Origin of the sequence: Amycolatopsis sp. NPDC049253 (genome assembly GCF_040678995.1) — a bacterium.
Lineage (GTDB): Bacteria > Actinomycetota > Actinomycetes > Mycobacteriales > Pseudonocardiaceae > Amycolatopsis.
The window spans coordinates 224039-250766 of record NZ_JBFAQX010000008.1; the positions used below are offsets into that span (position 1 = coordinate 224039).

General features: G+C 72.6%; 27 protein-coding genes and 1 pseudogene. 18 read left to right on the forward strand and 10 right to left on the reverse strand.

The annotated features are described in order from the left end of the window. Positions 1-2 precede the first annotated feature (2 nt). Positions 3-623 (forward strand): MarR family transcriptional regulator, encoded by a 621-nt coding sequence (locus tag AB0K15_RS20720; protein ID WP_364052569.1) that lies wholly within the window; start codon positions 3-5, stop codon positions 621-623. Positions 624-698: 75 nt separating this feature from the next. Here the strand turns inward: AB0K15_RS20720 and AB0K15_RS20725 are convergent, their stop codons facing one another. Genes AB0K15_RS20725 through AB0K15_RS20735 form a run of 3 tightly spaced genes read right to left on the reverse strand, consistent with a single transcriptional unit; the run spans position 699 to position 3835 of the window. Continuing rightward, positions 699-2438 (reverse strand): PEP-utilizing enzyme, encoded by a 1740-nt coding sequence (locus AB0K15_RS20725; RefSeq protein WP_364052572.1) that lies wholly within the window; start codon positions 2436-2438, stop codon positions 699-701. Positions 2439-2494: 56 nt separating this feature from the next. Then, a complete protein-coding gene (locus AB0K15_RS20730; protein WP_364052575.1) occupies positions 2495-3643 on the reverse strand; it encodes an FAD-dependent oxidoreductase in 1149 nt (382 codons plus the stop codon). Between the two features lie 3 nt (positions 3644-3646). After that, positions 3647-3835 (reverse strand): ferredoxin, encoded by a 189-nt coding sequence (locus tag AB0K15_RS20735; RefSeq protein WP_364052578.1) that lies wholly within the window; start codon positions 3833-3835, stop codon positions 3647-3649. Positions 3836-4027: 192 nt separating this feature from the next. Between AB0K15_RS20735 and AB0K15_RS20740 the strand changes: the two genes are divergently transcribed. Next, entirely contained in the window at positions 4028-4804 is a 777-nt protein-coding gene (locus tag AB0K15_RS20740; RefSeq protein ID WP_364052581.1) for a 5'/3'-nucleotidase SurE, read from the forward strand. Positions 4805-4840: 36 nt separating this feature from the next. Beyond that, on the forward strand, positions 4841-5722 hold the full coding sequence (locus tag AB0K15_RS20745) for an SMP-30/gluconolactonase/LRE family protein (protein ID WP_364052584.1): 882 nt from the start codon (positions 4841-4843) through the stop codon (positions 5720-5722). Here AB0K15_RS20745 and AB0K15_RS20750 read toward each other — a convergent pair. Continuing rightward, positions 5697-6188, reverse strand: a complete 492-nt coding sequence (locus AB0K15_RS20750; RefSeq protein ID WP_364052587.1) for a GNAT family N-acetyltransferase — start codon at positions 6186-6188, stop codon at positions 5697-5699. The genes AB0K15_RS20745 and AB0K15_RS20750 overlap by 26 nt on opposite strands. Positions 6189-6265: 77 nt before the next feature. After that, complete coding sequence (locus AB0K15_RS20755) at positions 6266-6715, reverse strand: Lrp/AsnC family transcriptional regulator (RefSeq protein ID WP_364052590.1); 450 nt, start codon at positions 6713-6715, stop codon at positions 6266-6268. 132 nt (positions 6716-6847) lie between these two features. Between AB0K15_RS20755 and AB0K15_RS20760 the strand changes: the two genes are divergently transcribed. The 3 genes from AB0K15_RS20760 to AB0K15_RS20770 all read left to right on the forward strand — a co-directional run bounded on the left by AB0K15_RS20760 (position 6848) and on the right by AB0K15_RS20770 (position 12884). Then, the gene (locus AB0K15_RS20760; RefSeq protein WP_364052935.1) at positions 6848-10354 is read left to right on the forward strand and encodes an indolepyruvate ferredoxin oxidoreductase family protein; all 3507 of its coding nucleotides are present in this window, start codon (positions 6848-6850) and stop codon (positions 10352-10354) included. 117 nt (positions 10355-10471) lie between these two features. Beyond that, on the forward strand, positions 10472-12319 hold the full coding sequence (locus tag AB0K15_RS20765; RefSeq protein WP_364052593.1) for an FUSC family protein: 1848 nt from the start codon (positions 10472-10474) through the stop codon (positions 12317-12319). A gap of 148 nt (positions 12320-12467) precedes the next feature. Continuing rightward, on the forward strand, positions 12468-12884 hold the full coding sequence (locus AB0K15_RS20770; protein WP_364052596.1) for a hypothetical protein: 417 nt from the start codon (positions 12468-12470) through the stop codon (positions 12882-12884). Positions 12885-13051: 167 nt separating this feature from the next. On the opposite strand, the gene AB0K15_RS20775 is transcribed toward AB0K15_RS20770, so the two are convergent. Together AB0K15_RS20775 and AB0K15_RS20780 are read right to left on the reverse strand one after the other, a co-directional pair. Then, positions 13052-14359 (reverse strand): MFS transporter, encoded by a 1308-nt coding sequence (locus AB0K15_RS20775; protein ID WP_364052599.1) that lies wholly within the window; start codon positions 14357-14359, stop codon positions 13052-13054. A 43-nt stretch (positions 14360-14402) separates the two neighbouring features. Continuing rightward, on the reverse strand, positions 14403-15332 hold the full coding sequence (locus AB0K15_RS20780) for a dihydrodipicolinate synthase family protein (protein WP_364052602.1): 930 nt from the start codon (positions 15330-15332) through the stop codon (positions 14403-14405). A gap of 88 nt (positions 15333-15420) precedes the next feature. Here AB0K15_RS20780 and AB0K15_RS20785 point away from each other — a divergent pair, with 88 nt between their 5' ends. From AB0K15_RS20785 to AB0K15_RS20815, 7 genes and pseudogenes are all read left to right on the forward strand, one after another. Next, positions 15421-16446, forward strand: a complete 1026-nt coding sequence (locus AB0K15_RS20785) for a LacI family DNA-binding transcriptional regulator (RefSeq protein WP_364052605.1) — start codon at positions 15421-15423, stop codon at positions 16444-16446. Positions 16447-16560: 114 nt separating this feature from the next. Further along, entirely contained in the window at positions 16561-17262 is a 702-nt protein-coding gene (locus AB0K15_RS20790; RefSeq protein WP_364052608.1) for a phosphatase PAP2 family protein, read from the forward strand. Positions 17263-17442: 180 nt separating this feature from the next. After that, positions 17443-18063 (forward strand): annotated as a pseudogene (locus tag AB0K15_RS20795) (Mur ligase family protein); the annotation flags it as partial. An 82-nt stretch (positions 18064-18145) separates the two neighbouring features. Next, positions 18146-18763 (forward strand): cyanophycin synthetase, encoded by a 618-nt coding sequence (locus AB0K15_RS20800; protein ID WP_364052611.1) that lies wholly within the window; start codon positions 18146-18148, stop codon positions 18761-18763. Positions 18764-18831: 68 nt separating this feature from the next. Then, positions 18832-19617, forward strand: a complete 786-nt coding sequence (locus AB0K15_RS20805) for a nucleotidyltransferase domain-containing protein (protein ID WP_364052614.1) — start codon at positions 18832-18834, stop codon at positions 19615-19617. A 71-nt stretch (positions 19618-19688) separates the two neighbouring features. Then, positions 19689-20054 (forward strand): hypothetical protein, encoded by a 366-nt coding sequence (locus AB0K15_RS20810; RefSeq protein WP_364052617.1) that lies wholly within the window; start codon positions 19689-19691, stop codon positions 20052-20054. A 24-nt stretch (positions 20055-20078) separates the two neighbouring features. Further along, the gene (locus AB0K15_RS20815) at positions 20079-20324 is read left to right on the forward strand and encodes a hypothetical protein (protein ID WP_364052620.1); all 246 of its coding nucleotides are present in this window, start codon (positions 20079-20081) and stop codon (positions 20322-20324) included. 34 nt (positions 20325-20358) lie between these two features. On the opposite strand, the gene AB0K15_RS20820 is transcribed toward AB0K15_RS20815, so the two are convergent. Genes AB0K15_RS20820 through ligD (AB0K15_RS20830) form a run of 3 tightly spaced genes read right to left on the reverse strand, consistent with a single transcriptional unit; the run spans position 20359 to position 22567 of the window. Further along, on the reverse strand, positions 20359-20727 hold the full coding sequence (locus AB0K15_RS20820) for a DUF5313 family protein (RefSeq protein WP_364052623.1): 369 nt from the start codon (positions 20725-20727) through the stop codon (positions 20359-20361). Between the two features lie 32 nt (positions 20728-20759). Next, the gene (gene ligD, locus AB0K15_RS20825) at positions 20760-21623 is read right to left on the reverse strand and encodes a non-homologous end-joining DNA ligase (RefSeq protein WP_364052938.1); all 864 of its coding nucleotides are present in this window, start codon (positions 21621-21623) and stop codon (positions 20760-20762) included. Then, positions 21623-22567, reverse strand: coding sequence for a non-homologous end-joining DNA ligase (ligD, locus tag AB0K15_RS20830; RefSeq protein ID WP_364052626.1), 945 nt, complete (start codon positions 22565-22567; stop codon positions 21623-21625). Before ligD (AB0K15_RS20830) ends, ligD (AB0K15_RS20825) begins: the two co-directional genes overlap by 1 nt. A 147-nt stretch (positions 22568-22714) precedes the next feature. Here ligD (AB0K15_RS20830) and AB0K15_RS20835 point away from each other — a divergent pair, with 147 nt between their 5' ends. The 5 genes from AB0K15_RS20835 (at position 22715) to AB0K15_RS20855 (ending at position 26686) form a co-directional block, all read left to right on the forward strand. Further along, positions 22715-22921 carry a hypothetical protein gene (locus tag AB0K15_RS20835; RefSeq protein ID WP_364052629.1) on the forward strand — a complete coding sequence of 69 codons (207 nt, stop codon included), beginning with the start codon at positions 22715-22717 and terminating at the stop codon, positions 22919-22921. Beyond that, the gene (locus AB0K15_RS20840) at positions 22909-24027 is read left to right on the forward strand and encodes an acetate kinase (protein WP_364052632.1); all 1119 of its coding nucleotides are present in this window, start codon (positions 22909-22911) and stop codon (positions 24025-24027) included. The genes AB0K15_RS20835 and AB0K15_RS20840 overlap by 13 nt, the downstream gene beginning before the upstream one ends. 106 nt (positions 24028-24133) lie before the next feature. Then, positions 24134-25069 carry a dienelactone hydrolase family protein gene (locus AB0K15_RS20845; RefSeq protein ID WP_364052635.1) on the forward strand — a complete coding sequence of 312 codons (936 nt, stop codon included), beginning with the start codon at positions 24134-24136 and terminating at the stop codon, positions 25067-25069. Then, positions 25054-25842, forward strand: coding sequence for an ABC transporter ATP-binding protein (locus AB0K15_RS20850; protein ID WP_364052638.1), 789 nt, complete (start codon positions 25054-25056; stop codon positions 25840-25842). Before AB0K15_RS20845 ends, AB0K15_RS20850 begins: the two co-directional genes overlap by 16 nt. Further along, positions 25817-26686 (forward strand): ABC transporter permease, encoded by an 870-nt coding sequence (locus AB0K15_RS20855; RefSeq protein WP_364052641.1) that lies wholly within the window; start codon positions 25817-25819, stop codon positions 26684-26686. The genes AB0K15_RS20850 and AB0K15_RS20855 overlap by 26 nt, the downstream gene beginning before the upstream one ends. Positions 26687-26728 lie beyond the last annotated feature (42 nt).

Below are 26728 nucleotides of genomic sequence, written 5' to 3' on the forward strand. Positions count from 1 at the left end.
CCATGACGACGTCCACCCGAGCGCGGTTTCTCGTGCTCCACGCGTTGCGTGTGAAGGGCCTGGCCCCCGACCCCGTGCTGCAGGCGCTCACGGGGCTGCCGGCGAAGGAGGTGGCCGCCGAGGTCGCCGCGCTGGTCGCCGACGGGCTCGCCGTGCGCCGCGAAGGCCGGCTCGCCGGGACCATGCCGACCCCGGCCGGGCGCGCCGCCCACCCGGAGCTGCTCGCGGCCGACGTCGCGGACTCCGCGGAGGCGCTTTCCGTGGCCTACGAAGCGTTTCTGCCCGTGAACGGCGAGTTCAAGCGCGTGTGCTCGGCCTGGCAGCTGCGGCCGTCGGGTGAGCCGAACGACCACGCCGACGCCGCGTACGACGCCGGGGTGGTCGAGTCCCTGGGCGAGGTGAACGCGAAGGTGACCGGCCTGCTCGACGAGCTCACCGCGTCCGCCGGCCGGTTCGGCACCTACCCGGTGCGGCTCGCCGGGGCGCTGGAGCGCGTGCGTGCGGGGGAGACTGCCGCGTTCGCCCGGCCGATGGCCGACTCGTACCACGACATCTGGATGGAACTGCACCAGGACCTCCTGCTCAGCGCGGGCCGGGAACGTTCGGCCGCCGACGAAGGCTGACCGTTCGAAGGCTTGTCCGCCAACGGGAAAGGGCCTGCACCCCACGTGGAGTGCAGGCCCTTTGCCTTGCCGGGACTAGACTTCCAGCACCGTGACGGTGCCGGTGGTGCCGTCGACCTCGATGAGGGCGCCGTCCGGGATCCGGGCCGACGCGGCCGTCGCCGAGACCACGCACGGGATGCCGAGCTCGCGGCTCACGATCGCGGCGTGGGAGAACGGCGCGCCGACGTCCACGACGACCGCGGCGGCGGGCACGAACAGCGGCGTCCACGACGGGTCGGTCAGCGGGGCCACCAGGATCTCACCGGGCTCCAGGGCCGACGGGTCGTCGGCGTTCGTGACCACGCGGGCGCGCCCGCGCGTCGAGCCGTTGCAGCCGGGCACGCCCTGGATGACCTCGCCGGCCACGGCGGGCCGCACCTCGCGGCCCGAGCGGCGCGGCCAGTTCTCCACGGGCTCCGGCTGTCCCACGACGACGAACGGCGGCTCGCGGTCGAACAGGTCCAGGTAGGCCGCTTCGCGGTGGCGCAACGTCGTGCTGAAGCTCGCCGGGTCGGCCAGGAACGCGTCGAGCTCGCCGGCGAAGAGCATGAAGATCTGCTCCGGGCGCTCCAGGTGGCCCTCGGCGGTGAAGCGGCGGCCCAGCTCGAGCGCGGGCAGGCGCAGCTCGTGCATGACCATCGCGCACGACGTGCGGCCGCGTTCCCGGCCCCGCAGCCACAGCGCGGCCGCGTGCAGCACGGCATCGAACTGGCCCAGCGCCTCGTCGTTGCCCGCCAACGCGGCGCGGACCCCGGCGGAGGCCGCTTCCCGCTGCTCGACGCGTTCGGCGTTCTTCACCGCGGGCGACGCGGAGTCGTCGGCCTGGCGCATCCGGTCCACGGTGGACAGGACGAGCGAAGGCTTGACGCCCCACGTCTTCGCGCGGATCTCCCACTCCGACGGGCCGCGGAAGTCCCACGCCGCCAGGAAGTCGTCGAGCTGACGGGTGAACGCGACGACCTCGGGGTCGCCGCTCGCGCGCAGGCGCTCGACCAGGCCGTCCTGGCCCTCGTCGAACAACGCGGCCACCGGGCCGGTGCGGGCCAGGCGCGAGAGCGCCCACATGCCGGTGGACGGGCCGGTCGAGTCGATGTCGCCGATGCCGGCCACGAGCGTCAGCGCGAGCTCGGGCTTGCCGATCGCCTCGGTGAACTGCGCGACGGCACCCAGGCCGACGCCGGCCTTGAGGCTCGCCTCGATGTGGCGGCTCAGCAGCGGCCGCAGCACGTCGTTGAACGAGGTGATCCGCTCGCGCAGCTCCTGGTTGCCCAGATCGGCGATGGCGGGGCGGTTCTTGCGGATGTCCTCGACGGTGCGGCGGTCCGCGTCGTAGGCCGCGAGGTCCGTGGCGCCGAGGACCTGCTCGGCCAGCCACTGCCCGGCCGTGGCCTCGAACTCGGGGTTCTCGTCGAAGTCGCGCTTTTCGCTTTCGTACGAGGGGATCCCCGGCATGTCGCCGAAGTACTGCAGGTCCACCGCTTCCGGCGTCATGCCCGGCACGCGCACGCCGAACAGGCGCATCAGGGACATGTTGATGTAGAGGTAGCTGCCGAACGCGGGAAGCACGTTGTGCTGCACGGCGGAGTCGTAGGTGGCGTGGTCCCACACCCCGCACGCGACGAACGCGTCGTCCCAGCCGGGCGAGAGGTTCGCCTGGAAGCCCGCCGACGCGTTGAGCGGGCTGATCGGGTCGGGGAAGATCTCGCCGATGTTGGCGCGCGAGTAGATCGGGAAGACCGCCGACGCCTTGTCGTAGATGGGCCACTGGGTCATGGAGACCTCTCCTCGTCATTGAGTGGTGTGGGTGTGGTTTCTTGCGGTGCGGTGACTCAGGCGGACGTGAGCCGCCGCCGTTCGAGGGCGAGCTGCCGGGGCAGGCCGAACGCGACCGAGCCGACGTGCCGGCCGCCCGCCGAGTAGCGGGCGACGAACTTGTCGCCGGCGAGGTCGCCGTGCACCAGCTCCACGTGCTCGCCGCGGCCGGGCAGGCCGACGCCCTGGATGCGCAGGCCGCACTGGTCGGACCAGAACGAGGGCACGGCGTCGAACGGGGTCTGCGGCCCGTGCAGCAGCGTGCGCGCGGCCGCGGCGGCGCCGAGCGCGGCGGTGGTCCAGTGCTCCACGCGCACCGGCGCGCCGAGCAGCGGGTGGGTCCAGCGGGCGACGTCGCCCGCTGCCACGACGCCCGGCACCACGGCCCCGGACTCGTCGAGCACGCGCAGGTACTCGTCGCAGCGGACGCCGCCGGACACGTCGATGCCGCTGCCGGCGAGCCAGCCGGTGGCCGGGCGGACGCCGGTGGCGATGACGACGACGTCGGCGCGCACCACGCGGCCGTCGGACAGCACCGCGCCGGTCACGCGGTCCGTGCCCAGGAACCTCACGACCTGGGTGCCGAGCAGCCAGCGCACGCCGCGTTCGCGGTGCAGGCGCTCCACGCGCCGGGCGACGTCTTCGCCGAGTACCCGGACCAGCGGGTGGGGGAGCGGGTCGGCGACGGCCACGCCGAGGCCGAGGTCTCGGCACGTCGAGGCGAGCTCGCAGCCGATGAAGCCGGCGCCGAGTACGAGGACGCGCCCGGTGAGGTCGGCTCGGAGGGCCCGCGCGTCGTCGAGGGTGCGCAGGACGTGGACGCCGGGCGGGCGGTTGAGGCCGGCGGGAACCACGGGGGTCGCGCCGGTGGCGATCACGAGGCCGGTGAAGTCGAGCTCTTCGCCGTCTTCGAGGACGACGGTGCGGCCGCGCAGGGCGGCGACGGGGTTGCCGAGGCGCCAGGTGACTTCGGTGTCGCTGTCGGACAGCGCCAGCGTGCTTTCGCCGGTGGCACCGGTGAGCAGGCCCTTCGACAGCGGCGGCCGGTCGTAGGGCCGGTGCGCTTCGGCGCCGGCCACCACGAGGTCGCCGCGGAACCCCTCGGCGCGCAGCGCTTCGGCGGCTCGCCAGCCGGCGAGCCCCGCTCCCGCGACCACGATCCGCACGGGCTACTCCGCGATCCGGATCGCACGGGTCGGGCAGGCGCGGGCCGCGCGGTGCACCGCTTCGCGCAGGCTCGCGACAGACCCGTGGTCGATGTGCAGCACCGCTTCGTCGTCGAGGCTGAACACCTCGGGCGCGGCGAACTCGCACTGCCCGTGGCTCTCGCACAGGACCGGGTCGACTTCGACGTTCACGGGTCACTCCTCGCGGCCAGTTTGTGACATGCAGATCACATAATGCGGACCCGGGGGCTTCTGGTCAAGGGGGAGAAGTGCGCATCCTGGCTGCACGGGTTCACTGTGTTCGACTTGGGCGTGGACACAACAGCGAACGTGTGGTCACAATCTAGCGATCCGAACACTCCGACGAACCGGGAGCCGGCGACTGTGCGGGTACTGCTCACGAACGACGACGGCATCGAAGCCCCGGGCCTGCTCGCGCTGGCCCACGCCCTGCGGGACGCGGGGCACGACCTCGTCGTGGCCGCGCCCGCGGGGGACAGCAGCGGCAGCGGCACGTCGCTGGGCGCCATCGACCACGGCACGATCGTCGCGTGCGAGCCGCACGCGCTGCCCGGCCTCGACGGCGTGCCGGCGCACCGCGTGTCCGCGCCGCCGGCGTTCGCCGTGCTCGCGGCCTGTTTCGGCGCGCTCGGCCCGCCGCCCGACGTGGTGGTCGCGGGCATCAACGACGGCCACAACACCGGGCGCTCGGTCCTGCACTCCAGCACCGTCGGCGCGGCGCTCACCGCGTCGACCGCCGGCCGCTCCGCGCTCGCCGTCAGCTGCGGCGACCGCCCCGGCGCGCGCTTCGACACGGCGGCGGCCGTGGGTGTCGCCGTGCTCGGCTGGCTGGTCGCCCACGCGCCCAAGCGCACCGTGCTGAACGTCAACGTGCCCGACGTCGACCTGGCCGACCTGCGCGGCGTGCGCTGGGCCCGGCTCGGCCGCGTGGGCTCGTCCGGACTGATGATCAAACCCGCCGCCGACGGCCTGCGCCTGGAACGCTTCCCGACGGCGCAGGACGTGCTGGCGCGCGACGAGCACGCGGACACCGACGCCGCGCTGGTGGCCGCGCGGTGCGTCTCGGTGACGGGGCTGCTGGGCGGTCCGCGGGAGGTCTCGGACCTGGGCTCGCTGGAGGGTGTGCTGCCCGTCGGCTGAGTAGGCTTCGGGCCGGAAACCGGCGGCTGGGGGCACATGTACGTCGAAGCGGAGTTCGAGAGGTTCGACGAGCGGTTCGCGCGCGTCGGCGGTGATGCGCGGCTGGAGCGGCTCCACGACGGCTGCCGCTGGGCCGAAGGCCCGGTGTATTTCCCGGCGGCGCGCTCGCTGGTGTGGAGCGACATCCCCAACGACCGGATGCTGCGCTGGGACGAGACGACCGGCGCAGTGGGCGTGTTCCGCCACCCCGCGGGCTACTCGAACGGCAACTCGCGCGACCGCCAGGGCCGGCTGCTCACGTGCGAGCAGGGCCCGCGCCGGGTCACGCGCACCGAGCACGACGGCTCGATCACGGTGCTCGCCGACCGCTTCGACGGCAAGCGGTTCAACAGCCCCAACGACCTCGTCGAGGCGGCCGACGGCGCGGTCTGGTTCACCGATCCCCGCTACGGGATCTCCAGTGACTACGAGGGTTTCCGGGCCGAGAGCGAGATCGGCGGCGACCACGTCTACCGCATCGACCCGTCGGGCTCGGTCACGGTGGCGGCCGACGACTTCGAGCGGCCCAACGGCCTGGCGTTCTCCCGCGACGGCTCGCAGCTCTACGTCGTCGACACCAAACGCGGCCACCTGCGCCGCTTCGACGTGACCTCGCGCGGCGGGCTGACCGGCGGCACCGAGATCGCGCGCTGCCGCCAGGGCAACTTCGACGGGCTGCGCCTCGACGACCAGGGCCGCCTCTGGGTGGCCACCGGCGGCGGCGTCGACTGCTTCGCCCCCGACGGCACGCTGCTCGGCGGCCTCAAGGTCCCCGAACCCGTGGCGAACCTGGTGTTCGGCGGCCCGAAGCGCAACATCCTCTACGTCTGCGCCACGACGTCGATCTACTCGATCATGCTGACCGTGACGGGTGCCTGAGGCCGCGCACCATCTTCAGCGCCGGCCGCCGGTACTGCACCGTGCCGTCTTCGAGGAACCCGCACCGGCGGTAGAGCGCGATGGCCGCCGCGTTGTCCTCGAAGACCTGCAGCCGCACGGTGCGGGCGTCCTGGTGCGAGGCCCACTGCGCGACGGCCTCGACGAGCGCTTCGCCGACGCCGAGGCCGCGTGCGGACGGTGCCACGTACATCGACAGCAGATCCACCACGCCCTCGTCGTCGGGTGCCGTGGCGCTCGCCATGCCCGCGTCGTGCCCGGCGACGGCCGCGAGCACGTTGAACGGCACGTCGGTGAGCCGCGCCCGCCAGCGCGCCTCGGTGTCGCCCTCGCCCCGCCAGTCGGCGAGCCGCGCGCCGAACGCCTGCGGCGCCTCGGCGAGCGCGCTGAGCCGCAGGGTCCGCCACGCGCGCCAGTCGTCGGCCGTCAGTTCCCGGATCTCCGCCACGTCCTCCACGATCGCGGCGACCGGTCGTGGCCCGCAAGATGATTTCCGTATAACGACATATACGGCGGCTCGTGGGCTCAGCCGGTCTCGGCGGCTTCGGTCGAGCTGCCCAGCGTGATGAACGTCTTCGTGCCCACCACCCCACCCGACACGCGGATCGCGTCGATCACCTGGCGCAGGTGGGTCACGTCGCGGGCGCGGATGTGGCACAGGGCGTCCGGGTCGCCCGCGATCAGGTACACCGCCTGGACCTCCGGCAGGTCGCGCGCGAGGCGCTCGATGTCCGGCGGCCGGGTGCGGCCCGTGTAGCGCAGCTCGGTGAAGGCCTCGATGTTCCAGCCCAGCTTGGTGTAGTCGATCCGGGCGGTGAAGCCGGTGATCACGCCGGCGGCCTGCAGGCGGTCGACGCGGCGCTTCACCGCGGGCAGGGAAAGCCCGACTTCGGCGGCCATGTCCGCATACGAGCGCCGGCCGTCGAGGCGGAGGAACTCCACGAGGCGCAGGTCGATGTCGTCGACGCCGGCCATGTCGCCTCCTGGCAAGAAATTAAAGTGGATACCAGGTCCACGTTACATAGTTGCGTCATCGTGGCCAGGCCACGCACTGATCTTGCGCCGTGAGAGGCTGAGGTTTCTCCTGTGTCCCACGTAACCGTGCCCATCCCACCGGGCCCCCGCCACGCCCCTGCGAGAGGAGCGCCCCACGTGCTCACCGAACCGGTTTCGCTGGACGACAAGTACGTCGCCGACCACGGCCGCGCGCTGATCTCCGGCGTCCAAGCGCTCGTGCGGCTCACGCTCGAGCAGCGCCGGCTCGACGAGGCCCGCGGCCTCGACACGCGCGTGTTCGTCTCCGGCTACCAGGGTTCCCCGCTCGGCGGGCTGGATCAAGAGCTCGCGCGCGCCAAGAAGTTCCTCGACCCGGCCGGCGTCGTGTTCCGGCCCGGGGTGAACGAGGAGCTGGCCGCGACCGCCGTGGCCGGCACGCAGCTGCTCGGCAACGTCCCCGGCCGCCGCCACGCCGGCGTCACCGGCTTCTGGTACGGCAAGAACCCGGGCCTCGACCGCGCGGCCGACGCGATCCGCCACGGCACGCTCGCCGGCACGGCCTCGCTCGGCGGCGCGGTGGCGTGGATCGGCGACGACCCGGCGTGCAAGTCCTCGACGGTGCCCAGCTCGTGCGAGCCGATGGCGCAGAGCCTGGCCATGCCGCTGCTCGCGCCGGGCAGCGTCGCGGAGATCATCGAGTTCGGTCTGCACGCGGTGGCGCTCTCGCGGGCGAGCGGGCTGTGGACCGGCTTGAAGATCGTCGCGGACATCGCCGACGCGTCGGCCACGGTCGACATGGACACCCTCGCCCACGGCATCCCGATGCCGCCCGAGGCCCTCCGCCCGACCGGCCGCGCGCTGGTCGGCGCGCCCGCGCTCGACGCCGAGCACGACATGTTCACCCGCCGTCTCGACCTGGCCCGCGCGTACGCCCGCGCGACCGGCCTCAACCGCGTCACGTTCACCGCCCGGGCGGCCAAGCTCGGCGTGCTCGCGTCGGGCACCGGCTACGCCGTGGTGCAGCGCGCGCTGCAGGACCTGGGGCTCGACGAGGCCGCGATGGAGGCGCTCGGCCTGCGGCTGATCCGCCTCGCCATGCCTTACCCCCTCGACGCCGACGTGCTGGCCGAGCTCACCGAGGGTCTCGACGAGGTCCTCGTGGTCGAGGACAAGGTGCCGTTCCTCGAAGGCCACCTCAAAGAGGCGCTCTACCGCCGCCCGGGCGCGCCCAACGTCGTCGGCCGCCACGACGAGGCCGGCCGGCCGCTGCTCACCGGCCGGGGCCAGCTCGTGGCGGAAGACGTGGCGAAGGCGCTGGTCAAGCGCATCGAGGCCGTCGTCGGCCCGGACCGGCTGCCGCGCACCGCGGCCGTGCACCTCGACGCGATCACGCCGCCGCGGCCGGCGCGCATCGCGCTGCCCACCGCCACCGCGCCGCGCACGCCCTTCTTCTGCTCCGGCTGCCCGCACAACGTCTCCACGCGCACGGGCGACGACACGCTCGTCGGCGTCGGCATCGGCTGCCACGCGATGGTGGCCATCGACGGCGCGGGCCGCGGCAACCAGATCGGCCTCACGCAGATGGGTGGCGAGGGCGCGCAGTGGCTCGGCCTCGCGCCGTTCACCGACGACCGCCACTTCGTGCAGAACCTCGGCGACGGCACGTTCCACCACTCCGGCTCGCTCGCCGTCCGCGCGGCCGTCGCCGGCGGCGTGACGATGACGTACAAGCTGCTCTACAACGACGCGGTCGCCATGACCGGCGGACAGCGCGCCGAGGGCCGCCTCGACGTCCCCGCCATCACGCGCCTGCTGGCCGTGGAGGGCGTGCGCCGGATCGTGATCACCACCGAGAGCCCGGCCGACTACCGCGGCGTGCCGCTCGACCCGATCGCGTCGGTGCGCCACCGCGACGACTTCGCCGAGGTCGAGGCCGAGCTGGCCGCGACCGACGGCGTCACCGTGCTGATCCACGACGATCGGTGCGCGGCCGAGGAACGCCGGCTGCGCAAGCGCGGGCAGCTGCCGACGCCGGCCGAGCGCGTGGTCGTCAACGAGCGCGTGTGCGAGGGCTGTGGCGACTGCGGCGACGTGTCCACGTGCCTGTCGGTGCGGCCGGTCGAAACGGAGTTCGGCGCCAAGACACGCATCCACCAGTCCTCGTGCAACAGCGACTTCACCTGCCTCAAGGGCGACTGCCCCTCGTTCCTGCTCGTGACCCCCGGCACGAAGAAGCCGCGCCGTGAGGTACCCGAACTGCCCGTGGCGCTCGCGGAACCGGCGGCCCGGCTGTCCGAAGTGGACACCGTACTGATGCGGATGCCCGGCATCGGCGGCACGGGCGTGGTCACGATCTCGGCCGTGCTGCAGATGGCCGCGCACCTCGACGGGCGCTTCGCCGCCGGCCTGGAGCAGACCGGCCTGGCGCAGAAGGGCGGGCCGGTCGTCTCCGACATCAGGATCGCCAAGTCGCCGGTGACCGGTTCGCTGCGGGCCTCGCGCGCGACCGCCGACGTGCTCGTGGGCTTCGACCTGCTGGGCGCGGCCGACGCGGGCAACCTCGCCACCGCGCGGGCGGGCCACACCGTCGCCGTGGTCAACACGGCGCTGGTGCCCACGGCCGCGATGGTCACCCACCGCGTGGTGCTGCCCGGTTCGAACGACGACGCGCTGGAGAAGATCAGCGCGGTGACGCGCGACCTCGTGGCGCTCGACGCGAACGAGCTGGCCGAGCAGCTCTTCGGCGACCACATGCCGGCCAACATGCTGCTCATCGGCGCCGCCTACCAGCACGGCGTGGTGCCGATCTCGGCCGACGCGATCGAGGCGGCGATCCGGCTCAACGGCACGGCCGTGGAGAAGACGCTGGCCGCGTTCCGCTGGGGCCGCGCCGCGGTCGTCGACCCGGCCGCCGTGCGGGCCGCCGCGATCGCCCCGGCCGTCGCGGAGGTCACGGTGGACGCCGTGGCCGCGACGATCGCCGCCGGTGACTTCGAGCAGGTCCTGGCGCCGCGCGTCGCCGACCTGATCGGCTTCCAGGACGAGACCCTCGCCCGCCGCTACGCCACCCAGGTCCGGGAGCTCGCCGCGGAGGCGGCCGGGCGCACCGACGCCGACACGGGTGCCCGCATCGCCGCCGCCTACGCGCGCGGGCTGCACAAACTGCTGGCGTACAAGGACGAGTACGAGGTCGCGCGCCTGCACCTCGACCCGGTCGAGCGGGCACGGCGCGAGGCGGAGTTCGGCGCGGACGCCGACGTCGCCGTGCTGCTGCACCCGCCCGTGTTGCGCGCGATGGGCATGAAGCGCAAGATCCGCCTGCGCGGCCGCACCGCCACGGTGGCCTTCCGCGCGCTGAAGGGCGCCCGCCGCCTGCGGGGAACCCGGGCCGACGTGTTCGGGTACGCGAAGGTGCGCCGCGTCGAGCGCGCGTTGCCGGGTGAGTACCAGCACCTCGTGGAGCGCGCCCTCGCTCACCTGACCCCGAAGACCGCCGACGCGGTCACCGAGCTCGCCGCGCTGCCCGACGTCGTGCGCGGCTACGAGGACATCAAGCTCGCCAACGTCGAGACGTTCCGCACCCGCGCGGCAGAGCTGCTGGCCACGATCACCGCCTGAGCCCTTCCGGTCCCGATCCACAAAGGACTCGGCAACAAAGGACCCGGACCGGGAGTGGCGCCGCCGCCGCCGGGATGCGAGGCTTCCGCGGGAAGATCGCGAAACGGTGGGGTGCGGGTGAACGTTCTGGCGCGCGGCGGCGGTTTGCTCGTCGTGATCCTGGTGGTGGTCGGCGGCACGGCCGGGCTCGGGGCCGTGCTCGGCCTCGGCGGCACGATGATCCTCGCCGGGCTGACCGCGTTGTTCTGCTTCATCGCGGCCAACGGCGGGCCGCTCGTGCCGGATCTCAAGCTGCTGGCGGCGTTCGCGCCGGCGGTGGTGATCGGCGCGGCCGGGCCGCGGCTGCTCGGGCAGGTCTCGCACGTCGCGGCGATCGCGTTGCTCGTGGTCGTGGTGTTCTGCGCGGCACTGCTGCCGGCCCTGGGCGCGCGGTACGTGACCGTGGGCCTCGGGCTCGGGATGTCGTCGGTGTTCGGCTACGGCTTCCAGCTCACGGGCACGGCGAGCGTGGTGCAGATCCTCGGTGCGCCCGCGCTGGCCATCGGCGTGGTGTTCGTGCTGCGGCTGCTCACGGGCCTGGGCGACCCGGGCAAGCCGACCCGCGCCGCGCTCGCCGACGCGCTCGCCGGACCGGACCGCGAGAGCGCCGAACGCGCGGTGCGGCTGTGGCTGGCCGACCGGCCGCTGCGTTGGCAGGCGCGCGTCGTCGCGGCGGGCGTGCGCTGCCACGGCACGGCCGCGGTGCTGCGCGACCGGCTGCGGGTGCTGGACGCCGAGCAGGCGGCGGCCGTCACGGAGGTGCTGGCGGCCGTCGACGCGGCACTGACGCGGCTCGCCGACGCGGTACGCGCCAAGACGCCCGGCCCGGCCGGCGTCCCGGAGATCGAGCGGCTCGAACCCGAAGTCGGCCTGCCCGGCGACACCCGCGGGCTGATCGACGACCTGTGGGTGGCGGTCACCGCGGTGCGCGAGGCCGTCTCGACACGTGACGAGTCCCTCGTGGACTTCCCGCGCCACATCGTGCGCACGGCGTTGCGCCGCGAGGCCGCCGGTGCGTTGTCGTGGCGCTCGGCCCAGCTGCGCCACGCCGTCCGGTGCGCGCTGGGCATGCTGCTGGCCCTCGTGATCGCGTCACTGCGCCCGGGTGACCCGCTCACGGTGTCGTTCCTGATGACGACGTTCGCGATCATGCAGCCCGAATGGCGCGACACCCTGGCGAAGGTCTGGCAGCGCGTGGCCGGTTCGGTGGCCGGGGCGGTGGTGCTCGTGCTCGCGCTGTGGCTGCTGCCGCATTCGGCGTTGCTGCCGCTGGGGCTCGTCGCGCTGCTCGTCGGGTTCCCGTTCATGCAGGCGAAGCCGTTGGTGTTCAACGGGTGCATCGTGCTGATGAGCGTGAGCGTCAACGCGGTCACCAAGCACCTCGACCCCGGCGCCACGCTCGCGGAATACGTGCTGCTAGTGGCGCTGGCCGTCGCGATCGCGCTGCTGTTCGGGTTCGCCGCCGTGCCGGGTGTGCCGAAACCGCCGGTGGCGCAACGCTTTTCCGACGCGACCACGGCGATGGGGCAGCTGCTCGGATCCGTCGCCGCCCGCCTGCGCGAAGAACCGGGCGGCGACGCGCGCGAGGTCGGCCCGCGCTTCCGCACGGCCGTGCGCACGCACCAGGACCTCCTCGCGCCCGAACCCGGCAGCCGCGGCCCGGACTCCGCGCAGCGCGACGCCCTCGACGAGTCCGTGGAGGGCCTGCGCGGCCTCGCGGCGTCGGCCGGCGCGATGCTCCAGCGTGGCACCGGCTCGGCCGAGCTGGCCGGGTTCACCGCCGACGCCGCCGCGGCGCTGACCACCGGCGCGCCGCCGCCCTCCCGGCCGGACCTGCCGGACGAGGAGGAGCGGCTGCTCGCCGATCTGGTCCTCGCCGACGTGCTGCGGATCAGCCGCGGGCGCGCACTCCTGATCCCGGCGTGAATGCGATTCATTTTCTGTGGAGGAATTCGCGGCAACCCTAAGTCATTCCTAAATGGCCACTTTCGAGGTGCGCCGCTCGGCTGTTCCGTTGTACGTTCGGTTCCGCGGCGAGATGATCTTGCCGCTCTTACTGGAGGGAACTGAACACATGGGGAAGCGGATTTCGCGGATCGGTGCGCTCGTCGCCGCGGTCGCGGCGGCCGGCACGCTCGTGGGTGGGGCGGGGGTCGCGAACGCGGCGCCGGCCGGCGCGTGCACCGACCCGCACCAGGCGTCGGGCATCATCGGGAAGTGGGGCCCGGTCAGCAAGTCGAGCTGCGCGATCTTCGGCCACGCGGGCTTCCGCGCGGGCTACGGCTGGAACGTGCAGGAAGGCACCAACCAGTACGCGTGCGTCGAGGGCTGGGGTTTCGACGCGAAGCACCCGAAGGGCGGCTGGTTCAGCCTCGGCTGCGGCAAGAGCGGCAAGACCACGGTGCCGTGGGGCAACGTGGCCGCCAACCCGCAGGTGCGGGCGAAGAGCATGGGCGGCAGCCTCGCGGTGATCATCGACTGGCGCCAGTGAGCTGATCCCGGTGCCCGCCGGCCATTCCCCGGCGGGCACCGGAACCATACTGTGCCGATCGTTCCCCTCCGGCCACCGTCGCCGCCAAATGGCTTCGCGGCAACGGTTACCTGCCGTGTGGGGTCGGCCTGCTTTCGGTCGGATTGGTACCTGAAAACGGTAGTCCGCTATTCGATGGCCACGATGTCGCGGCCGGTTCGGTCGGGCGCTATCGCCGAGAAAACAATCCCCGCCAACGGCCCCAGAATGCCCAGTGCCAACGCGAGCGGAATGCCGCCGCCCGCGAGGGTCAGCGCGAAAAGCGGGTACACACCGGCGCCGAGCCCGCGGCCGACGTAGTAGCTGCTGTTCGCGCCCGTGGACCGGATGCGCGTCGGGTAGTACTCCGACATCCACACGCCCAGCACGCCGAACCCGCCGCAGGCCGCGGCCGCCCACATGAGCGCCCAGAACGTGGCGTCGCTCCAGAACGACGCGCTGACGTGGTCGGTGCCCGACAGAACCTGCGCCAGGAACCACGCGAAGCCGGCGACGCCGAAGACGCACGCGGCCAGGAACGCGTACTTGCGCCGGATCGAGTCCGACAGCACCCCCGTCGCCGAGTAGGCGGCGATGGTGAACACGTAACCGATCAGCACGATCCCGCTCGCCGTGCCCAGCGGCAGGTGCTGCACCTTCAGCAGGTACGTGGACAGGTACACGCCGACGGAGTTGGTCGTGAGGAACATGGCCGTGGACAGCACCATGAAGATCACGCTGCCGTAGACCACCTTCGAGCGGAACACGTCCAGGATCGGCACACGCGTGCGCCGCAGCTCGGGCGGCACCGTGCCCTCGCGCAGCCGACGTTGGTACTCGAGCCAGTGGCGCGACTCCGGCAGCAGCCGGAACGCCGCGAGCCCGATCACCACGCTCACCACGCCGATCACGACGTACCCGGTGCGCCAGCCCAGGTCGTTGCCGAACCACGACAAGCAGGCGTAGAGCACGCCGACCGTCACGATCTCGCCGAGGAAGTACATCGACTGGATCAGCCCGCCCATCGTGCCGCGGCGGGTGGTTTTCCAGCACTCGGTGAACATCGAGAACGACAGGCCGAACAGTCCGCCCATGCCCAGCCCGGCCAGCAGCCGGGTGACCAGGAACGTCCCGAAGTTCGGCGCCAGCCCGCCGAGCACGGCGGCGACGCCGAACGCGAGCACGGAGATCGCGTACGTGCGGCGGCGCCCCAGCGTGTCGCCGAGCCAGCCGAACAGGAACCCGCCCGCGATCGAGGCGAAGCCCTGGAACGTCGCCACGCTGACCAGCGCCACCGTGGAAACGTGCAGCGAGCCGGACAGGTAGGTGAGCGGGTAGCCGACGAGGTTGAGCTCGGCGCCGTCGAACAACGAGCCGAGGAACGCGAACACGAGGATGAACCGCAGCTCCCGGCGGGACCCGGCTCTCAGTGGTGCCTCTGCTGACACAGCGGTCATTGGTGTGCCTTCCGAAGCGAAGCGGTGGGGGAGGGGAACGGCGTCAGAGCACCTTGCCGAGACCGGCGTGGGCGAGGGCGGCCGCGACCTCGTCGTCGGCCTCCGGGGCGAGCGGCAGCAGCGGCGAGCGCACGTACGCGTTGGGGATGACCCCGCGCTGCACCAGGCCCAGCTTCAGCGCGACGCTGCCTTCCATGTGCGAGCCGCGGTGGTACACGGCCTTGGTGAGCGGCAGCAGCCGGTCGTGCACCGCACGCGCCGCCGGGTAGTCGCGGCGCTTGCCGGCCTGCAGCAGCTCCCACATGCCCTCGGGTGCCAGCGCACCGTAGCCGACGAGCGCGCCGTCGACGTCGAACATGGTGTGCAGCAGGTACTCGTCGTGGCAGGTGAGGATCTGCAGGTCGGGGAACTCCTTGCGCAGCACCGGGACCTCGGTGTCCCAGCGGCGCATGTTGCGCACCCCGTTCTTGATGGCGAACACGGAGTCGAGCTCGGCGATCTTGAGCTGCTCGGTGAGGTTGTAGCTGGCTTTGGTCACGTCGGGGTACTGGAACAGGATCTGCGGCAGGCCGGAGATCTCGCCGACGATGCGGTAGCGGTCGGCGGCGGCGCCAGGCTGGAAGCCGAAGCGCAGCCAGCTGTGCGCCGGGTAGAGCAGCACGCCCGCCGCGCCGGCCTCGCCGTAGCGCTTGGCCTCCTCGCCCGCGACGCGGCTGCCGTCGCTGATCACGCCGGTGATGATGGGCTGCTTGCCCTCCACGGCGTCGACCAGGGTTTTCACCACGTCGCCGCGCTCGGTCTCGGTCATGCTGGCGCCCTCGCCGGCGTGCCCGTTGCACACGATGCCCTTCACACCCGGCAGACCGGCGAGCCAGCGGCCGTGCACCGCCAGGGCTTCGTGGTCGACGTCGCCGCTCTCGGTGAACGGGGTGACGCACGCCGGGACGAGGCCGCGCAGGTCGAGAGACTTCATGACACTCCCTGGGTTTTGATTGTGCAAACGATGAGGGAATCGGTTGCACAACGGTAGGCTGCGGGTTGCCCGAGAGTCAAGGAGCCGCATGAGCGAGCGAACACCGGAGTCCACCCGGGAGCAGGGGGCCCGTCCGACGATCAGCGACGTCGCGCTGGCGGCCGGCGTCAGCAAGTCGACGGTCTCTCGTGCGCTCAACCCCGAGCACCGGTTCTTCCGCAGCCCGTCGGCGGCGCGGATCCGCGAGATCGCCGAGGGCGTGGGCTACGAGCCGAACCCGGTCGCGGCCAACCTGCGGCGCCAGCAGACCAACACGTTCGGCGTACTCGTGCCGCGGCTGACCGACACGGTGATGGCGATGTTCTACGAGGAGGCCGCCTCGGCGTGCACGCGCCGCGGGTACCACGCGCTGGTCGCGACCTCGCACGACGAACCGGAGCTGGAGCGCGAGAACGGCCGGATGCTGCTCGGCCGCCGCGTCGACGGCCTGATCCTCACCACCGCGCGCACCGAAGGCGGCTTCTGCCAGGAGCTGCTGGAGCGCGGGGTGCCGCACGTGCTGGCGATGCGCACGTTCGGCGACAGCGCCGCAGCCGTGGGTGACGACCGCCTCGGGGGCTACCTCGCGACGCGGCACCTCCTGGACCTCGGGCACCGTCGCATCGCCCTGGTCGCGGGCCCGGCCTACGCGTCCAGCGCGCTCGGCCGCCGGGCCGGCTACGAGGACGCGTTGCGCGAAGCCGGGTTGCCCGCGGTCGTCTTGCCCTCGACGTTCAGCATGGAGAGCGGCGAGGACGCCGGGCGCGCCCTGCTCGCCCTCGACCCGCGCCCGACCGCCGTGTTCGCCGTGAACGACAACACCGCCGTCGGGCTGCTCTCGGCCGTTCAGCGCGCCGGTGTGCGGGTGCCCGAGGAGCTGTCCGTGGTGGGGTACAACGACATTCCGCTCGCCGCGCGCCTGCCGGTGCCGCTCACGACGATCCGGGTCCCCTTCACGGAGATCGCCGGCGCGGCGGTGGACCTGCTGATCGACGCGGGCGCCGGCGTGCCGGGCACCACGCGCCGGTTCGCGCCGACGTTGATCCCGCGGGGGACCACGCTGCGGGTGCGGTGACGGCGATCCGTCCGTCCACAGGGGACGAAACCGTGCGGAACCAGTGCGCAGTTGTTGCAGACCCATGACATTTCCCGGCCCCACCGCGGACGAAGCGTTGGCAGGCTGGACAGGGTGAACAACCGAGTGCTCAGCATCGCCTGGCGGCTGGCGGCTGCCGTCCTCCTCGTCGTGGCGACGGGGGTGACGTACTTGCTGCTGGTCCGCACGGAGTCCGGTCAGGAGGCCGACCAGCGGGTCCTGGAGACCTTCGACCCGTCGTTCACCCGCGCGTCGGGGGAGGTGCCGCTGCCGCTGGAGGTGCCCGTGCCGGTGCTGTTCGCCCTCGCGCTCGTGCTGGTCGTGGTGATCGGCCTGGTGCGGCGCGCGTACCGGCGCACGGCGGCGGCCGTCGGGCTGATGGTCATGGTCGCGGGTTTCGCGCAGCTGCTCAAGGTCGCCCTCGACCGGCCGAACCTGGCCGAGCGCATCCACTCCACCAGCAACAGCTTCCCCAGCGGCCACGTGACGGTCGCGGCGATGAGTGTGTTCGCGCTGCTGCTCGTGCTGCCGCGTGTGGGGCGCTTCGTAGCGGCGCCGCTGGGCCTGGCGTGGATCGTCGCGGTCGGCGTCTCGACGCTCACCGTCGGCTGGCACCGCCCCAGCGACTGCCTCGGCGGCTTCTTCCTCGCTGCGGCCGGCTACGCGCTGGCCTCGGCGTGCGTCCTCGAGCGGTCCGGCCCGCGGCTGCCCGCGGACGCCACGACCGTCGTGCTCGCCGCGCCGCAGCCGGCGCCCGGGCAGCCGGACCGGCAGCCGTTCTCCGTGCCGCGCTGACGGATCGGCACACGGCTGTTGCCTTGCCACGACAGGGAGCGCGCGGTCCGGGGACATGCCGGTCGGACCCTCGGACCCGGGGACAGCGAGTCCTCACCGGACACAAGAGGGTGCGTGATGAACGAGCTGACCGTGCGGGACCTGGGCCACGTGGACCTGATCGGCATCGGCGGGGTGGGGATGTCGGGCCTCGCGGAGATCCTGCTGCGCCACGGGGTGCCGGTGAGCGGCAGCGAGCTGGGCGACCGGCCGGCCTTGGCGTTGCTGGAAGAGCTGGGCGCCACCGTGCACCGCCGGCACTCGCCCGGGCACCTCTGGAACGCCGACACCGTGGTGTACTCCACCGCGATCCCCGACGACCACGTGGAGCTCGTCGAGGCTCGCGACCGTGGGCTGCCACTGCTGCACCGGTCCGAGGCACTCGCGGCGGTGCTGGCGGGGCGCCGGGCGATCGCGGTCGCCGGCACGCACGGCAAGACCACCACCACCGCCATGCTCACGGTCGCGCTGCGCGCCGGCGGGGCCGACCCGTCGTACGTGATCGGCGGCGACGTCCGCACGCTCGGCTCCGGCGGCGTCGGCTCGGGGGAGTACTTCGTGGTCGAGGCCGACGAGAGCGACCGCTCGTTCTTCGCCTACACCCCCGAGGTCGCGGTGGTCACGAACATCGACTCCGACCACCTCGACACCTACGGCGACGTCGAGGGCCTGCAGCAGGCGTTCCTCGACTTCTGCCGCCGCGTGCGCCCCGGCGGTTTCGTGGTGACCAGCGCCGACGACGAGCGGTGCCGGCGGCTCGCCGCGGCGCTGCGGGCGCGGCGCCGGACCGTGTACACCTACGGCGAGGCCAACGACGCCGACCTCGTCGGTGGGGCTGTCCTCGGTGGCCACGGGAATCCGCTACGACGCCGTGCTCGACGGCGCCCTCGTCGGGGCCGTGCACGTGCCGGTGGTGGGCAGGCACCTCGGCCTCAACTCCGCGGCCGCGCTGCTCGTCGCCCAGCGTCTGGGCATCTCCGATGCGGCCCGCGGCCTGCGGCGGTTTCCCGGTGTGCGCAGGCGGTTCGAGCTCCGCGGGGTCGCGCGCGGTGTGCGGGTGTACGACGACTACGCGTGCCACCACACGTCGATGGCCGCTTCGCTGACGGCGTTGCGATCGGTCGCGCAGGAGCACCGGCTGGTCGTGGTGTGCCAGCCCAACCGCGCGTACCGCGTGCGGCAGTTCCTCGGCGAGATGGCCGAGTCGCTGAGCCTGGCGGACCAGGCGGTGGTGCTTCCGGTGTTCGGTCCCGGCGAGACCGTCGCGGCGGGGTACGACGGCGAGGCGCTCACGGCCGCGATTCCGTTGCCGGAGAAGGACAAGGTGTACGCCGGGTCCGGCTCCGGCGCGCTGACTGAGGTGGTGCGGAGGGTGCGGCGGGGCGACGTCGTGGTGACCATCGGGTCGCCCGAGATGGCGACGCTCGCGGGCCGCATCGTCGAGGCGCTGCACGAGAGCTGAGCGCTTATTCGCGTGCCGGCCGGAGTGGTGTCGTGCTACTTTGCCCTGCTCCCAACGAAAGGAAGCTCATGACCGTTCCGGCGCCGCACCGCGAGTTCCTCGACGACGTGCTCCCGAAGATCCGCCGCGACCCGCGCGTGGCCGGGGTGGCCGTCGGGGGCTCGATCGCCCATGGCGAGCCCGACGAATACTCCGATGTGGACGTCGTCGTGGTCGTCGACGACGACGCGTTCGACGCGGTGACGGCCGAGCGGTTCGCGTTGATCGGCTCGTGGATCGACCTCGTCGCGGCCTTCACCGGCGAGCACGTCGGCGAGCCGCGGCTGGTCATCACCCTGACCGGGCCGCGCCTGCTGCACGTGGACTTCAAGTTCGTGCGCGTGGCCGACTTCGGTGAGCGGACGAGCGACCCGAAGATCCTCTGGGAACGCGACGGTGCGCTGACCCGGGCCCTCGCCGCCGCGCCCGTCGCCAAGGACCCGCTGGACGAGCAGTGGCTCGAAGACCGGTTCTGGGTGTGGGTCCACTACGCGGCCACGAAACTCGGCCGCGGCGAGCTGTTCGACGTCCTCGGCTTCCTGGCCTTCCTGCGGGAAACGGTGCTGGGACCGCTCATCGCCGCGCGCGCCGGCGGTTCTCCTCGAGGCGTGCGCCGGCTGGAGTTCCTCGCCCCGGAAGAGGCGCGCGAGCTGCGGGCCACTGTTTGCGGATACGACGCGAAGGAGGCCGGCGCGGCAGTGCTGGCGAGCATCGAGCTGTACCGCCGCTGGCGCGGCGACGTCGAGCGGCGCGACCGGGCCGAGGAACTGGCGGTGCGGTACCTCGCCGATGTGCTGGAGCCGGCCGCCAGGTAGCGGACACGCTCGGGAGGGCTCCCGCCGTCCGCGGTTACCGTCCCCGGTGATCGACCGGAAGAGGGTGCGTCGTGGGCGGGTGGCAGGTCAGGACCGCGCGGTGGGTGATGGCCGTGCAGGCCGTGGCGTCGATCGGGATCTGGGTGGTGCAGCTGCTCACGGTGCTCGAACGCCTCGACCACGGGCAGGACGTGCCGGGGTCGGTGTGGCTCGTGCTCGTGCTGAACCCCGTGATCGCGGTGCTGGTCGCCGTGGCCGCGGTGTTCCTGGCGCGGCGCACGTCGGCGGCGACGCTGGGAGTGGCCATGGAGGTGATCGGCGTGGTGAGCGCCCTGATCAGCGTGATCACCGGGTACTACCAGGCCGTGGTGGCGATCCTGCTGGCCGCCGCCGTGATCACGCTGATCGTCCGCCGCCGTCAGCCCGCCGTCGCCTGAGTTGTCCCGGGAAGGGGTTCCGCCGTGTCACGCTCGCGTCTGGCCGCCGCGGCCGCCGCCGTCGTCCTGCTCGCCACCGGCTGCGCCGGGCCGCCGCCGCCCGAGCAGTGCGACGAGTTCATGTGCGAGACCGTCGGCTACTGGCCCAGCACCGAAACGCAGATCGAAAACGGTTTCGTCGCGGTGCTGAGCGCCCTCGGCGTCGTCCCGATCGTGCCCCGCAGCGCCAACGGCACGGCGCGGCGCACCGGCACCATCGGCGGCGAGTAGCCCCGCTGCGGGCGAGGACGGTCCTGCCACGGCGTCAGGGCCAAGTGGCGGCCCCGCCTCGGCGTTTGCGGACTGCTTTGCCGGTGCCCGGTGGGTAGCCGTGCTTGGCCAGGCGCACTTCGGCGAGTTCGTCGGCGCTGCCGAGGGTGAGGAACAGGCCCAGGACCAGTGCCATGAGCAGCCCGAGCAGGATCAGGCCCGCGGGCAGCGGTGTGAGGAACACCAGCAGGAGGAACGCGGCGGTGAGCCAGGGCAGCGCCTCGAAGAACACGCGGAGCGCGAACCTCAGCACCCACGTCCGGGCGGTCGCGTCGTGCAGCACCCACGGGCGGTACTCGTCGGGCAGCCGAGCGCCGTAGACGTAGCGCAGCCACCGGATCGGACCTGGTCGTGGGGTCACCATCGTCACTCCAGTGTGCTCTCTGCGCTGTCGCTTCACGCCAGCGAAGCGAGTGCCGCCTTCGCGGAACCCGTGTGCTTCGCCAGGTCGCGCCACGGGTCGGGCTTGCGGGCCAGGCGTTGCTTCTGCTTCGCGGGCGGCCAGCCGTCCGGGTCCGCCTTGCCGAGCTCGCGCCAGTCGAGCGGCGTCGCGGCCGCCGCGCCCGGGCGGGCGCGCAGGGAGTACGGCGCGACGACCGTCTGGGCGTAGCCGTTGCGGTTGGCGTCGAGGAAGATCCGGTTGCCGCGGCTGTTCTTGCGCTGCGCCGTGGTGAGGTGGTCCGGGTCCGCTTCGGCCACGCGGTCGGCGAGCGTGCGGGCGAGCTCCAGCACGACGTCGGTGTCCGAGCGGGCGTCGAGCGGGGCGAGGACGTGGAAGCCGCGGCCGCCGGTCGCCTGCACGAACGCGGTGAGGCCGGCCTTCTCGTAGTGGCCGCGGATCTTGCGCGCGACCTCGCGCAGGCGCGTCACGGGCGTGCCGTCCGGTGGGTCGAGGTCGAGCACGAGCCGGTCCGGTCGCTCCGGATTGTCCACAGTGGACAGCCATACGTGGAACTCCACCGTCCCCTGGCCGGTCAGGTAGGCGAGGGAGTCGGCGTCGTCGCAGACCACGTACTCGTCCGTGCCCCCGCCTCGCCGCGGCACGCGTGCGACGCGCAGCCAGTCCGGGAAGTGCTCGCCGGGGTGCTTCTGGAACCAGCCCTGGCCGTCGATGCCGTCGGGGAAGCGCCGCAACGTCAGCGGGCGCCCGCGCAGGTGTGGCAGCATCACGTCGGCCACCGCCCGGTAGTGCTCGGCGACGTCGCCCTTGGTGAGCCCGTCCTCGGGGTAGAAGACCTTGTCCGGATGGGAAACTTCGATCACGGCTTCTCCCGCACGACGTCGGCCGGTTTCTTGTCCTCGCGCAGGCCCAGGAACCGCGGGTGCCGCAGCCGCCCGTCGCGCGTCCACTCGGAGAACCCGATCTGCGCCACCAGCTCCGGCCGCACCCAATGCGTTCCCTGCTCGCGTACCGCATCCGCGAACGGAGACCGGTCCGTCTCGAGCTCGCGCAGCCGATCGTGCAACGACGCCAGCAGCTTCTCGTCGAACCCGGTGCCGACCTTGCCGGCGTAACGCAGCTCGTCGCCTTCGTAGTAGCCCAGCAGCAGCGCGCCGAAGCCGTGCCGCGCGCCCTGCGGGTCCGTGAACCCGGCGACCACGAGCTCCTGGCCCTGCGCGCACTTGAACTTCAGCCAGTCCGCCGACCGGCCCGAGTGGTACGGCGCGTCGGCCCGCTTGGCGATCACGCCCTCCCAGCCGCGCCGGCAGGCCTCCTCGAAGAACTTCTCACCGTCGGTGTCGCGGTGCGCCGACAGGCGCAGCGGATCCGTGAACTCGAACGCGTCCTCGAGGAGGACCTTGCGTTCGCGCAGCGGCAACGGCGTGGCGTCGTGCCCGTCGAAGTGCAGCAGGTCGAACAGGTAGTAGTACACGCGCACCCCGGTCGCCCGCGCTCGCGCCGGATCCGTGAGGTGGATGCGCGGCTGCAGCGCGGCGAAACTGGTGTTGTCGCCGTCGAACGCCACGATCTCCCCGTCCGCGACGAACCGCGGGCCGCCCTGCCGGTCGAGCGCCTCGACGAGCTCCGGGTACGCGTTGTCCATGACCTTGTGGTTGCGCGAATACAGCGTCGGCGTGCCGCCGTCGCGCACGCAGATCGCGCGCACGCCGTCGAGCTTGCGCTCGAACAGCCAGCCTTCGTCGGAGAACCGGCGGTCGGTCAACGTCGCGAGGGTCGGTTCTCGCCAGCCCGGGGTGCTCATCGCGTGGTCCTTTCGCCACCTCGCCTCGGAATGCCCGGCCCGTCGGCGTTCGAAACCCCAGCTCAGCGGGGTGGGGAGCCGGCCGGCGGTGTACTCCCGGCACGAACCGGGTAGCCGGTCGCCGAGAGCGAAGGGAGCTGCCTGCCGATGACGCGCACCGCCGAGGCCGGCGTCACCACGCTGCGCCGGCACCGCAGGTCCCGCGACTACCCGGCCGCGGCGACGATCCACCTCCGGGACAACGGCGGGCAGCTGCGCCGCGACCTGCCGCGCAAGCGCGACGAGCTGGTGGCCGCGGCCCGCCGCGACGGTCAGGACCCGGCCGAGATCACGGGGTGGCGGTGGCCGACGTGAGTGTCCTGACCGTCAATCCGGGCTCCGGCAGCCTGCGCCTGCACGTCGTCGACGGAGACTCCGTGCCGGACTCCGCAGAGGTCGGCCACCCGCCCGGCTCCGACGAGGCCGACGCCGAGATCGCCGCGTTCCTCGACCGGCTCCCGGACTCGCTCGACGCCGTGGCGCACCGCCTCGTCCACGGCGGGTCGACCGTGCTCGCTCCGACCGTGGTCGACCGACGCGTGCGCGCCGCGATCTCGGCCGCCGCCTCGCTGGCCCCGCGGCACGTACCGGCCACTGTGGACCTGCTGGACCGGCTCAGCGCCAGGCTTCCCGCGGTGCCGCACGTGGTCTGCCCCGACACCGCCTTCCACGCGCACCTGCCCGAGATCGCCCGCACCTACCCGTTGCCCGAGCAGTGGCGCGCACGGTGGGACCTGCGCCGGTACGGGTTCCACGGGCTGTCGTTCGCCTGGGCCGTGCGCCGCGCGGGTGAGCTGCTCCGGCGTCCGGTCGGTGAGCTGAACCTGCTCGTCGCCCACCTGTCCGGCGGCAGCTCGGTGTGCGCGGTCGCGCGGGGGCGCAGTGTCGACACGTCGATGGGTTTCACGCCGCTGGAAGGCGTGATGATGGCGAACCGCTCCGGTACCGTCGACCCGGGCCTGCTGCTGTGGCTTCTGCGCGAGGGCAAGCTGACGGTCGCCGAGCTCGAAACCGGTCTGTACGAGCGCTCCGGCCTGCTCGGCCTGTCCGGCTCCTCGGCCGACACCCGCGACCTCGTCCACGCCGCGCGAGACGGCGACGTCAAGGCCTCGTTCGCCATGGCCGTCTTCGCGCACCGCGTCCGGCGGGAACTCGCCGGCGTCGCCGCGAGCCTCGACCACGTCGACGCGCTCGTCCTGACCGGAGACATCGGCTGGGACCAGCCGGAAGTCGCCGAAGAAGTCGCCATCGGCCTCGGCGTCCTCGGCCTGCGCGGCGGCCTCGACCCCCGTCGCGACCACGACGCGGTGATCAGCCCGCCCGGCGCCGTCGTCCCGGTGCTCACCGTGCAGTCGCGCGAAGAACTCGAGCTCGCCCGGGCCGCGGCGACCGTCGTCCGGGAGGCCGCGCCGACCCGCTGAGCGGCTGCCACGGAGAGTGCTCGCGCCCCGCCACTTCCGCGACGAGTCTTGTCAACGCCGGCTAACTAGCATTACGTTACTAACAAGTCGCTAGTTAGGAGCCAGCGTGGGCTGCAACGAGCACCTGGACCCCCGGTGGGTCCGGCCGGGACCCCATCGGGTCGTCACGAGCGAAGTCGACGAGTGGGCGACCGCGGACGGGCAGCGGGTCGCCGTTTTCGTGCAAGAACCCGACAGTGCCGGGGAAAAGCCGGTCGTCGTCCTGTGTCACGGGCTGGGCGGGAGCCACCGCGGGTACGCGGGCCTCGGCCACCACCTCGCGTCCCACGGGTACGCGGTGCTGCACCCGCAGTTCCGCGACGCCTTCGAGCTCGCGGGTCCGGAGCTCGGCCTGGCCGGTGTGGACGAACGAACCTGGGCCGCGGATCCCGTGGCCAGGCAACGGATGCACACGCTGCTGTTCGACCCGGAACACTGGCTGTCCCGGATCGACCGGGTGCACGCCGTGCTCGACGCGCTCGCCACGCGGCCGGATCTCAAGCCCCATCACGTGCTCCTCGCCGGGCACTCGTTCGGCGCCTACACCGCCCAGCTCCTCGTCGGCACGCGCCTGTCCGGCTACGGGACCTTCGCCCACCCGGCCGTCGCGGGCGGAATCCTGTTGTCACCGCAGGGAAGCGGCGACCGCGGGCTGACGCCGGACTCCTGGCGCGAGGTCGAGCTGCCCCTGCTGGTCGTCACCGGCACGCGCGACTTCGGCGCCCGCGGCGAGGGCGTCGAATGGCGCCGCGAGCCGTACGACCGGGCGCGCTCGCGGTTCAAGCACTTGGCCGTGGTCCACGACGGCGACCACCAGCTCGGCAGAATCCCGCGCCACGAAACCGGAACCGGCCCGACCGCGGCCGCGATCTCCGCGGTCGCCACGGCGTTCGCCGATCGCGTGCACGGCGACCGGACCGCGGGGGAGTGGCTCGCGAACGCGCCCTTCCCGGCGATCCTCGACCACACTCACCAGGAGGAGGCCGCATGTCCGACGTCGTGATCAGCGCGACGGGCGTCGAGCGGACGTTCGTTTCCCGCGGCCACGCGGTCCACGCGCTGGGCCCGGTCGACCTGACTGTCGAAAGAGGACAGTTCGTCGCCATCGTCGGCCCGTCCGGCTGCGGGAAGTCGACGTTGCTGCGGATCGTCGCGGGGCTGGCCGCGCCCTCGGCCGGCGAGATCGTGATCGACCGCGCCGACGCGGACTCGCCGCTGTGCTCCATGGTCTTCCAGGACTACGGCATCTTCCCCTGGAAGACCGTGCTCGCCAACGTGCGGCTCCCGCTCGACATCGCCGGTGTTTCGCGGCCGAGGGCCAACGAGGTGGCCCGCGGCTGGATCGAGCGCGCCGGCGTCGCCGGCTTCGAATCCGCCTACCCGGCCACGCTTTCCGGCGGCATGCGCCAGCGCGTGGCCCTGGCCCGGGCGTTCGTGGCCAACCCCGAGATCCTCCTGATGGACGAGCCGTTCGCCGCCCTCGACGCGCAGCTGCGCCTGGTGCTGCAGCAGGAGCTGCTGCGGGTGTGGGAGGCGCACCGGCGCACCATCCTGTTCGTCACCCACGCCATCGACGAGGCGCTGCTGCTGGCCGACCGCGTCGTCGTCATGTCCTCTCGGCCCGGGCGCATCCTCGACGACATCGAGGTCCCGTTCGCCCGGCCGCGCACCCGCGCCGCGCGTTCGGCGGCCGAGTTCGGCGCCCTCGAAGACCACATCTGGCGGCTCCTGAAAGGTGAGGTGGAAGAACGTGAGCACGCTCATGACGTCGCATGACCGGCTCGGAGGTCGTGAGCTCGTCCGGCGCACGCCCGGTCCCGCCGAGCTGGCGCCCCAGCGGCACGCCCGGCGTCGCCGCGGCGTGACCCTCACGCTGGCCTGGGCGACCCCGGTGCTGATCATCGTGGTCTGGGAGCTCACCGCGCAGTTCGGCATCCTCGACACCCGGTTCTTCCCGGCCCCCAGCGTGATCTGGCAGGCGGGCGTCCGGTCCATCCAGGACGGCGTGATGACCGACGCCATCGTGGACACCGTGCGCAAACTCGTGATCGGCTACGGGATCGGCGTCGTGGCCGGCGTGGCGCTCGGAGTCCTCTTGGGACTGTCATGGATCGTCCGGGCGGCGCTGGAACACACGCTGGTCGCGCTCTACACGCTGCCGAAGCTCGCGCTGTTCCCCGTGTTCCTGCTGATGTTCGGCCTCGGCGGGCTGCCCCAGATCGTGCTGGTCGGCGTGTCCGTGTTCTTCATCGTGGTGCTCGCCTCCACCACCGCGGTCCTCTCGGTCGAACAGGGCTACCGCGACGCCGCCGAAGTGCTCGGTGCCAAACGCACCCAGCTGCTGCGCCACGTCATCCTCCCCGCCGCGCTGCCCGCCATCGCGACCTCGATCCGGCTGACCGCGGGCATCGCCATCCTCGTGATCGTCGGCATCGAGATGGTGTCGGGCGACAGCGGCCTCGGCTACCTGATCTTCCAGCGCTCCCAGGTGTTCGACCCCGCGACGATGTACGCCGGCGTGATCATCGCCGGGGTGATCGGCGTGGCCTTCACCGGTCTCGTCACTCTCGCGCTGAAGTTCGCCGTTCCCCAGCAGCGGCCGCGCCTGCGCCGGTCCTGAGCCCCTCGTCTCCCCGAACCCCCTCCCCACCCCCCTTCCTCA

Coding starts and splice junctions, on each gene's coding strand:
- AB0K15_RS20850 (WP_364052638.1), top strand. CDS start 25,054: ATGTCCGACGTCGTGATCAGCGCGACGGGCGTCGAGCGGACGTTCGTT.
- AB0K15_RS20755 (WP_364052590.1), bottom strand. CDS start 6,715: ATGGCCGGCGTCGACGACATCGACCTGCGCCTCGTGGAGTTCCTCCGC.
- AB0K15_RS20775 (WP_364052599.1), bottom strand. CDS start 14,359: ATGACCGCTGTGTCAGCAGAGGCACCACTGAGAGCCGGGTCCCGCCGG.
- AB0K15_RS20725 (WP_364052572.1), bottom strand. CDS start 2,438: ATGACCCAGTGGCCCATCTACGACAAGGCGTCGGCGGTCTTCCCGATC.
- AB0K15_RS20780 (WP_364052602.1), bottom strand. CDS start 15,332: ATGAAGTCTCTCGACCTGCGCGGCCTCGTCCCGGCGTGCGTCACCCCG.
- AB0K15_RS20820 (WP_364052623.1), bottom strand. CDS start 20,727: ATGGTGACCCCACGACCAGGTCCGATCCGGTGGCTGCGCTACGTCTAC.
- AB0K15_RS20835 (WP_364052629.1), top strand. CDS start 22,715: ATGACGCGCACCGCCGAGGCCGGCGTCACCACGCTGCGCCGGCACCGC.
- AB0K15_RS20770 (WP_364052596.1), top strand. CDS start 12,468: ATGGGGAAGCGGATTTCGCGGATCGGTGCGCTCGTCGCCGCGGTCGCG.
- AB0K15_RS20745 (WP_364052584.1), top strand. CDS start 4,841: ATGTACGTCGAAGCGGAGTTCGAGAGGTTCGACGAGCGGTTCGCGCGC.
- AB0K15_RS20805 (WP_364052614.1), top strand. CDS start 18,832: ATGACCGTTCCGGCGCCGCACCGCGAGTTCCTCGACGACGTGCTCCCG.
- ligD (WP_364052626.1), bottom strand. CDS start 22,567: ATGAGCACCCCGGGCTGGCGAGAACCGACCCTCGCGACGTTGACCGAC.
- AB0K15_RS20720 (WP_364052569.1), top strand. CDS start 3: ATGACGACGTCCACCCGAGCGCGGTTTCTCGTGCTCCACGCGTTGCGT.
- AB0K15_RS20785 (WP_364052605.1), top strand. CDS start 15,421: ATGAGCGAGCGAACACCGGAGTCCACCCGGGAGCAGGGGGCCCGTCCG.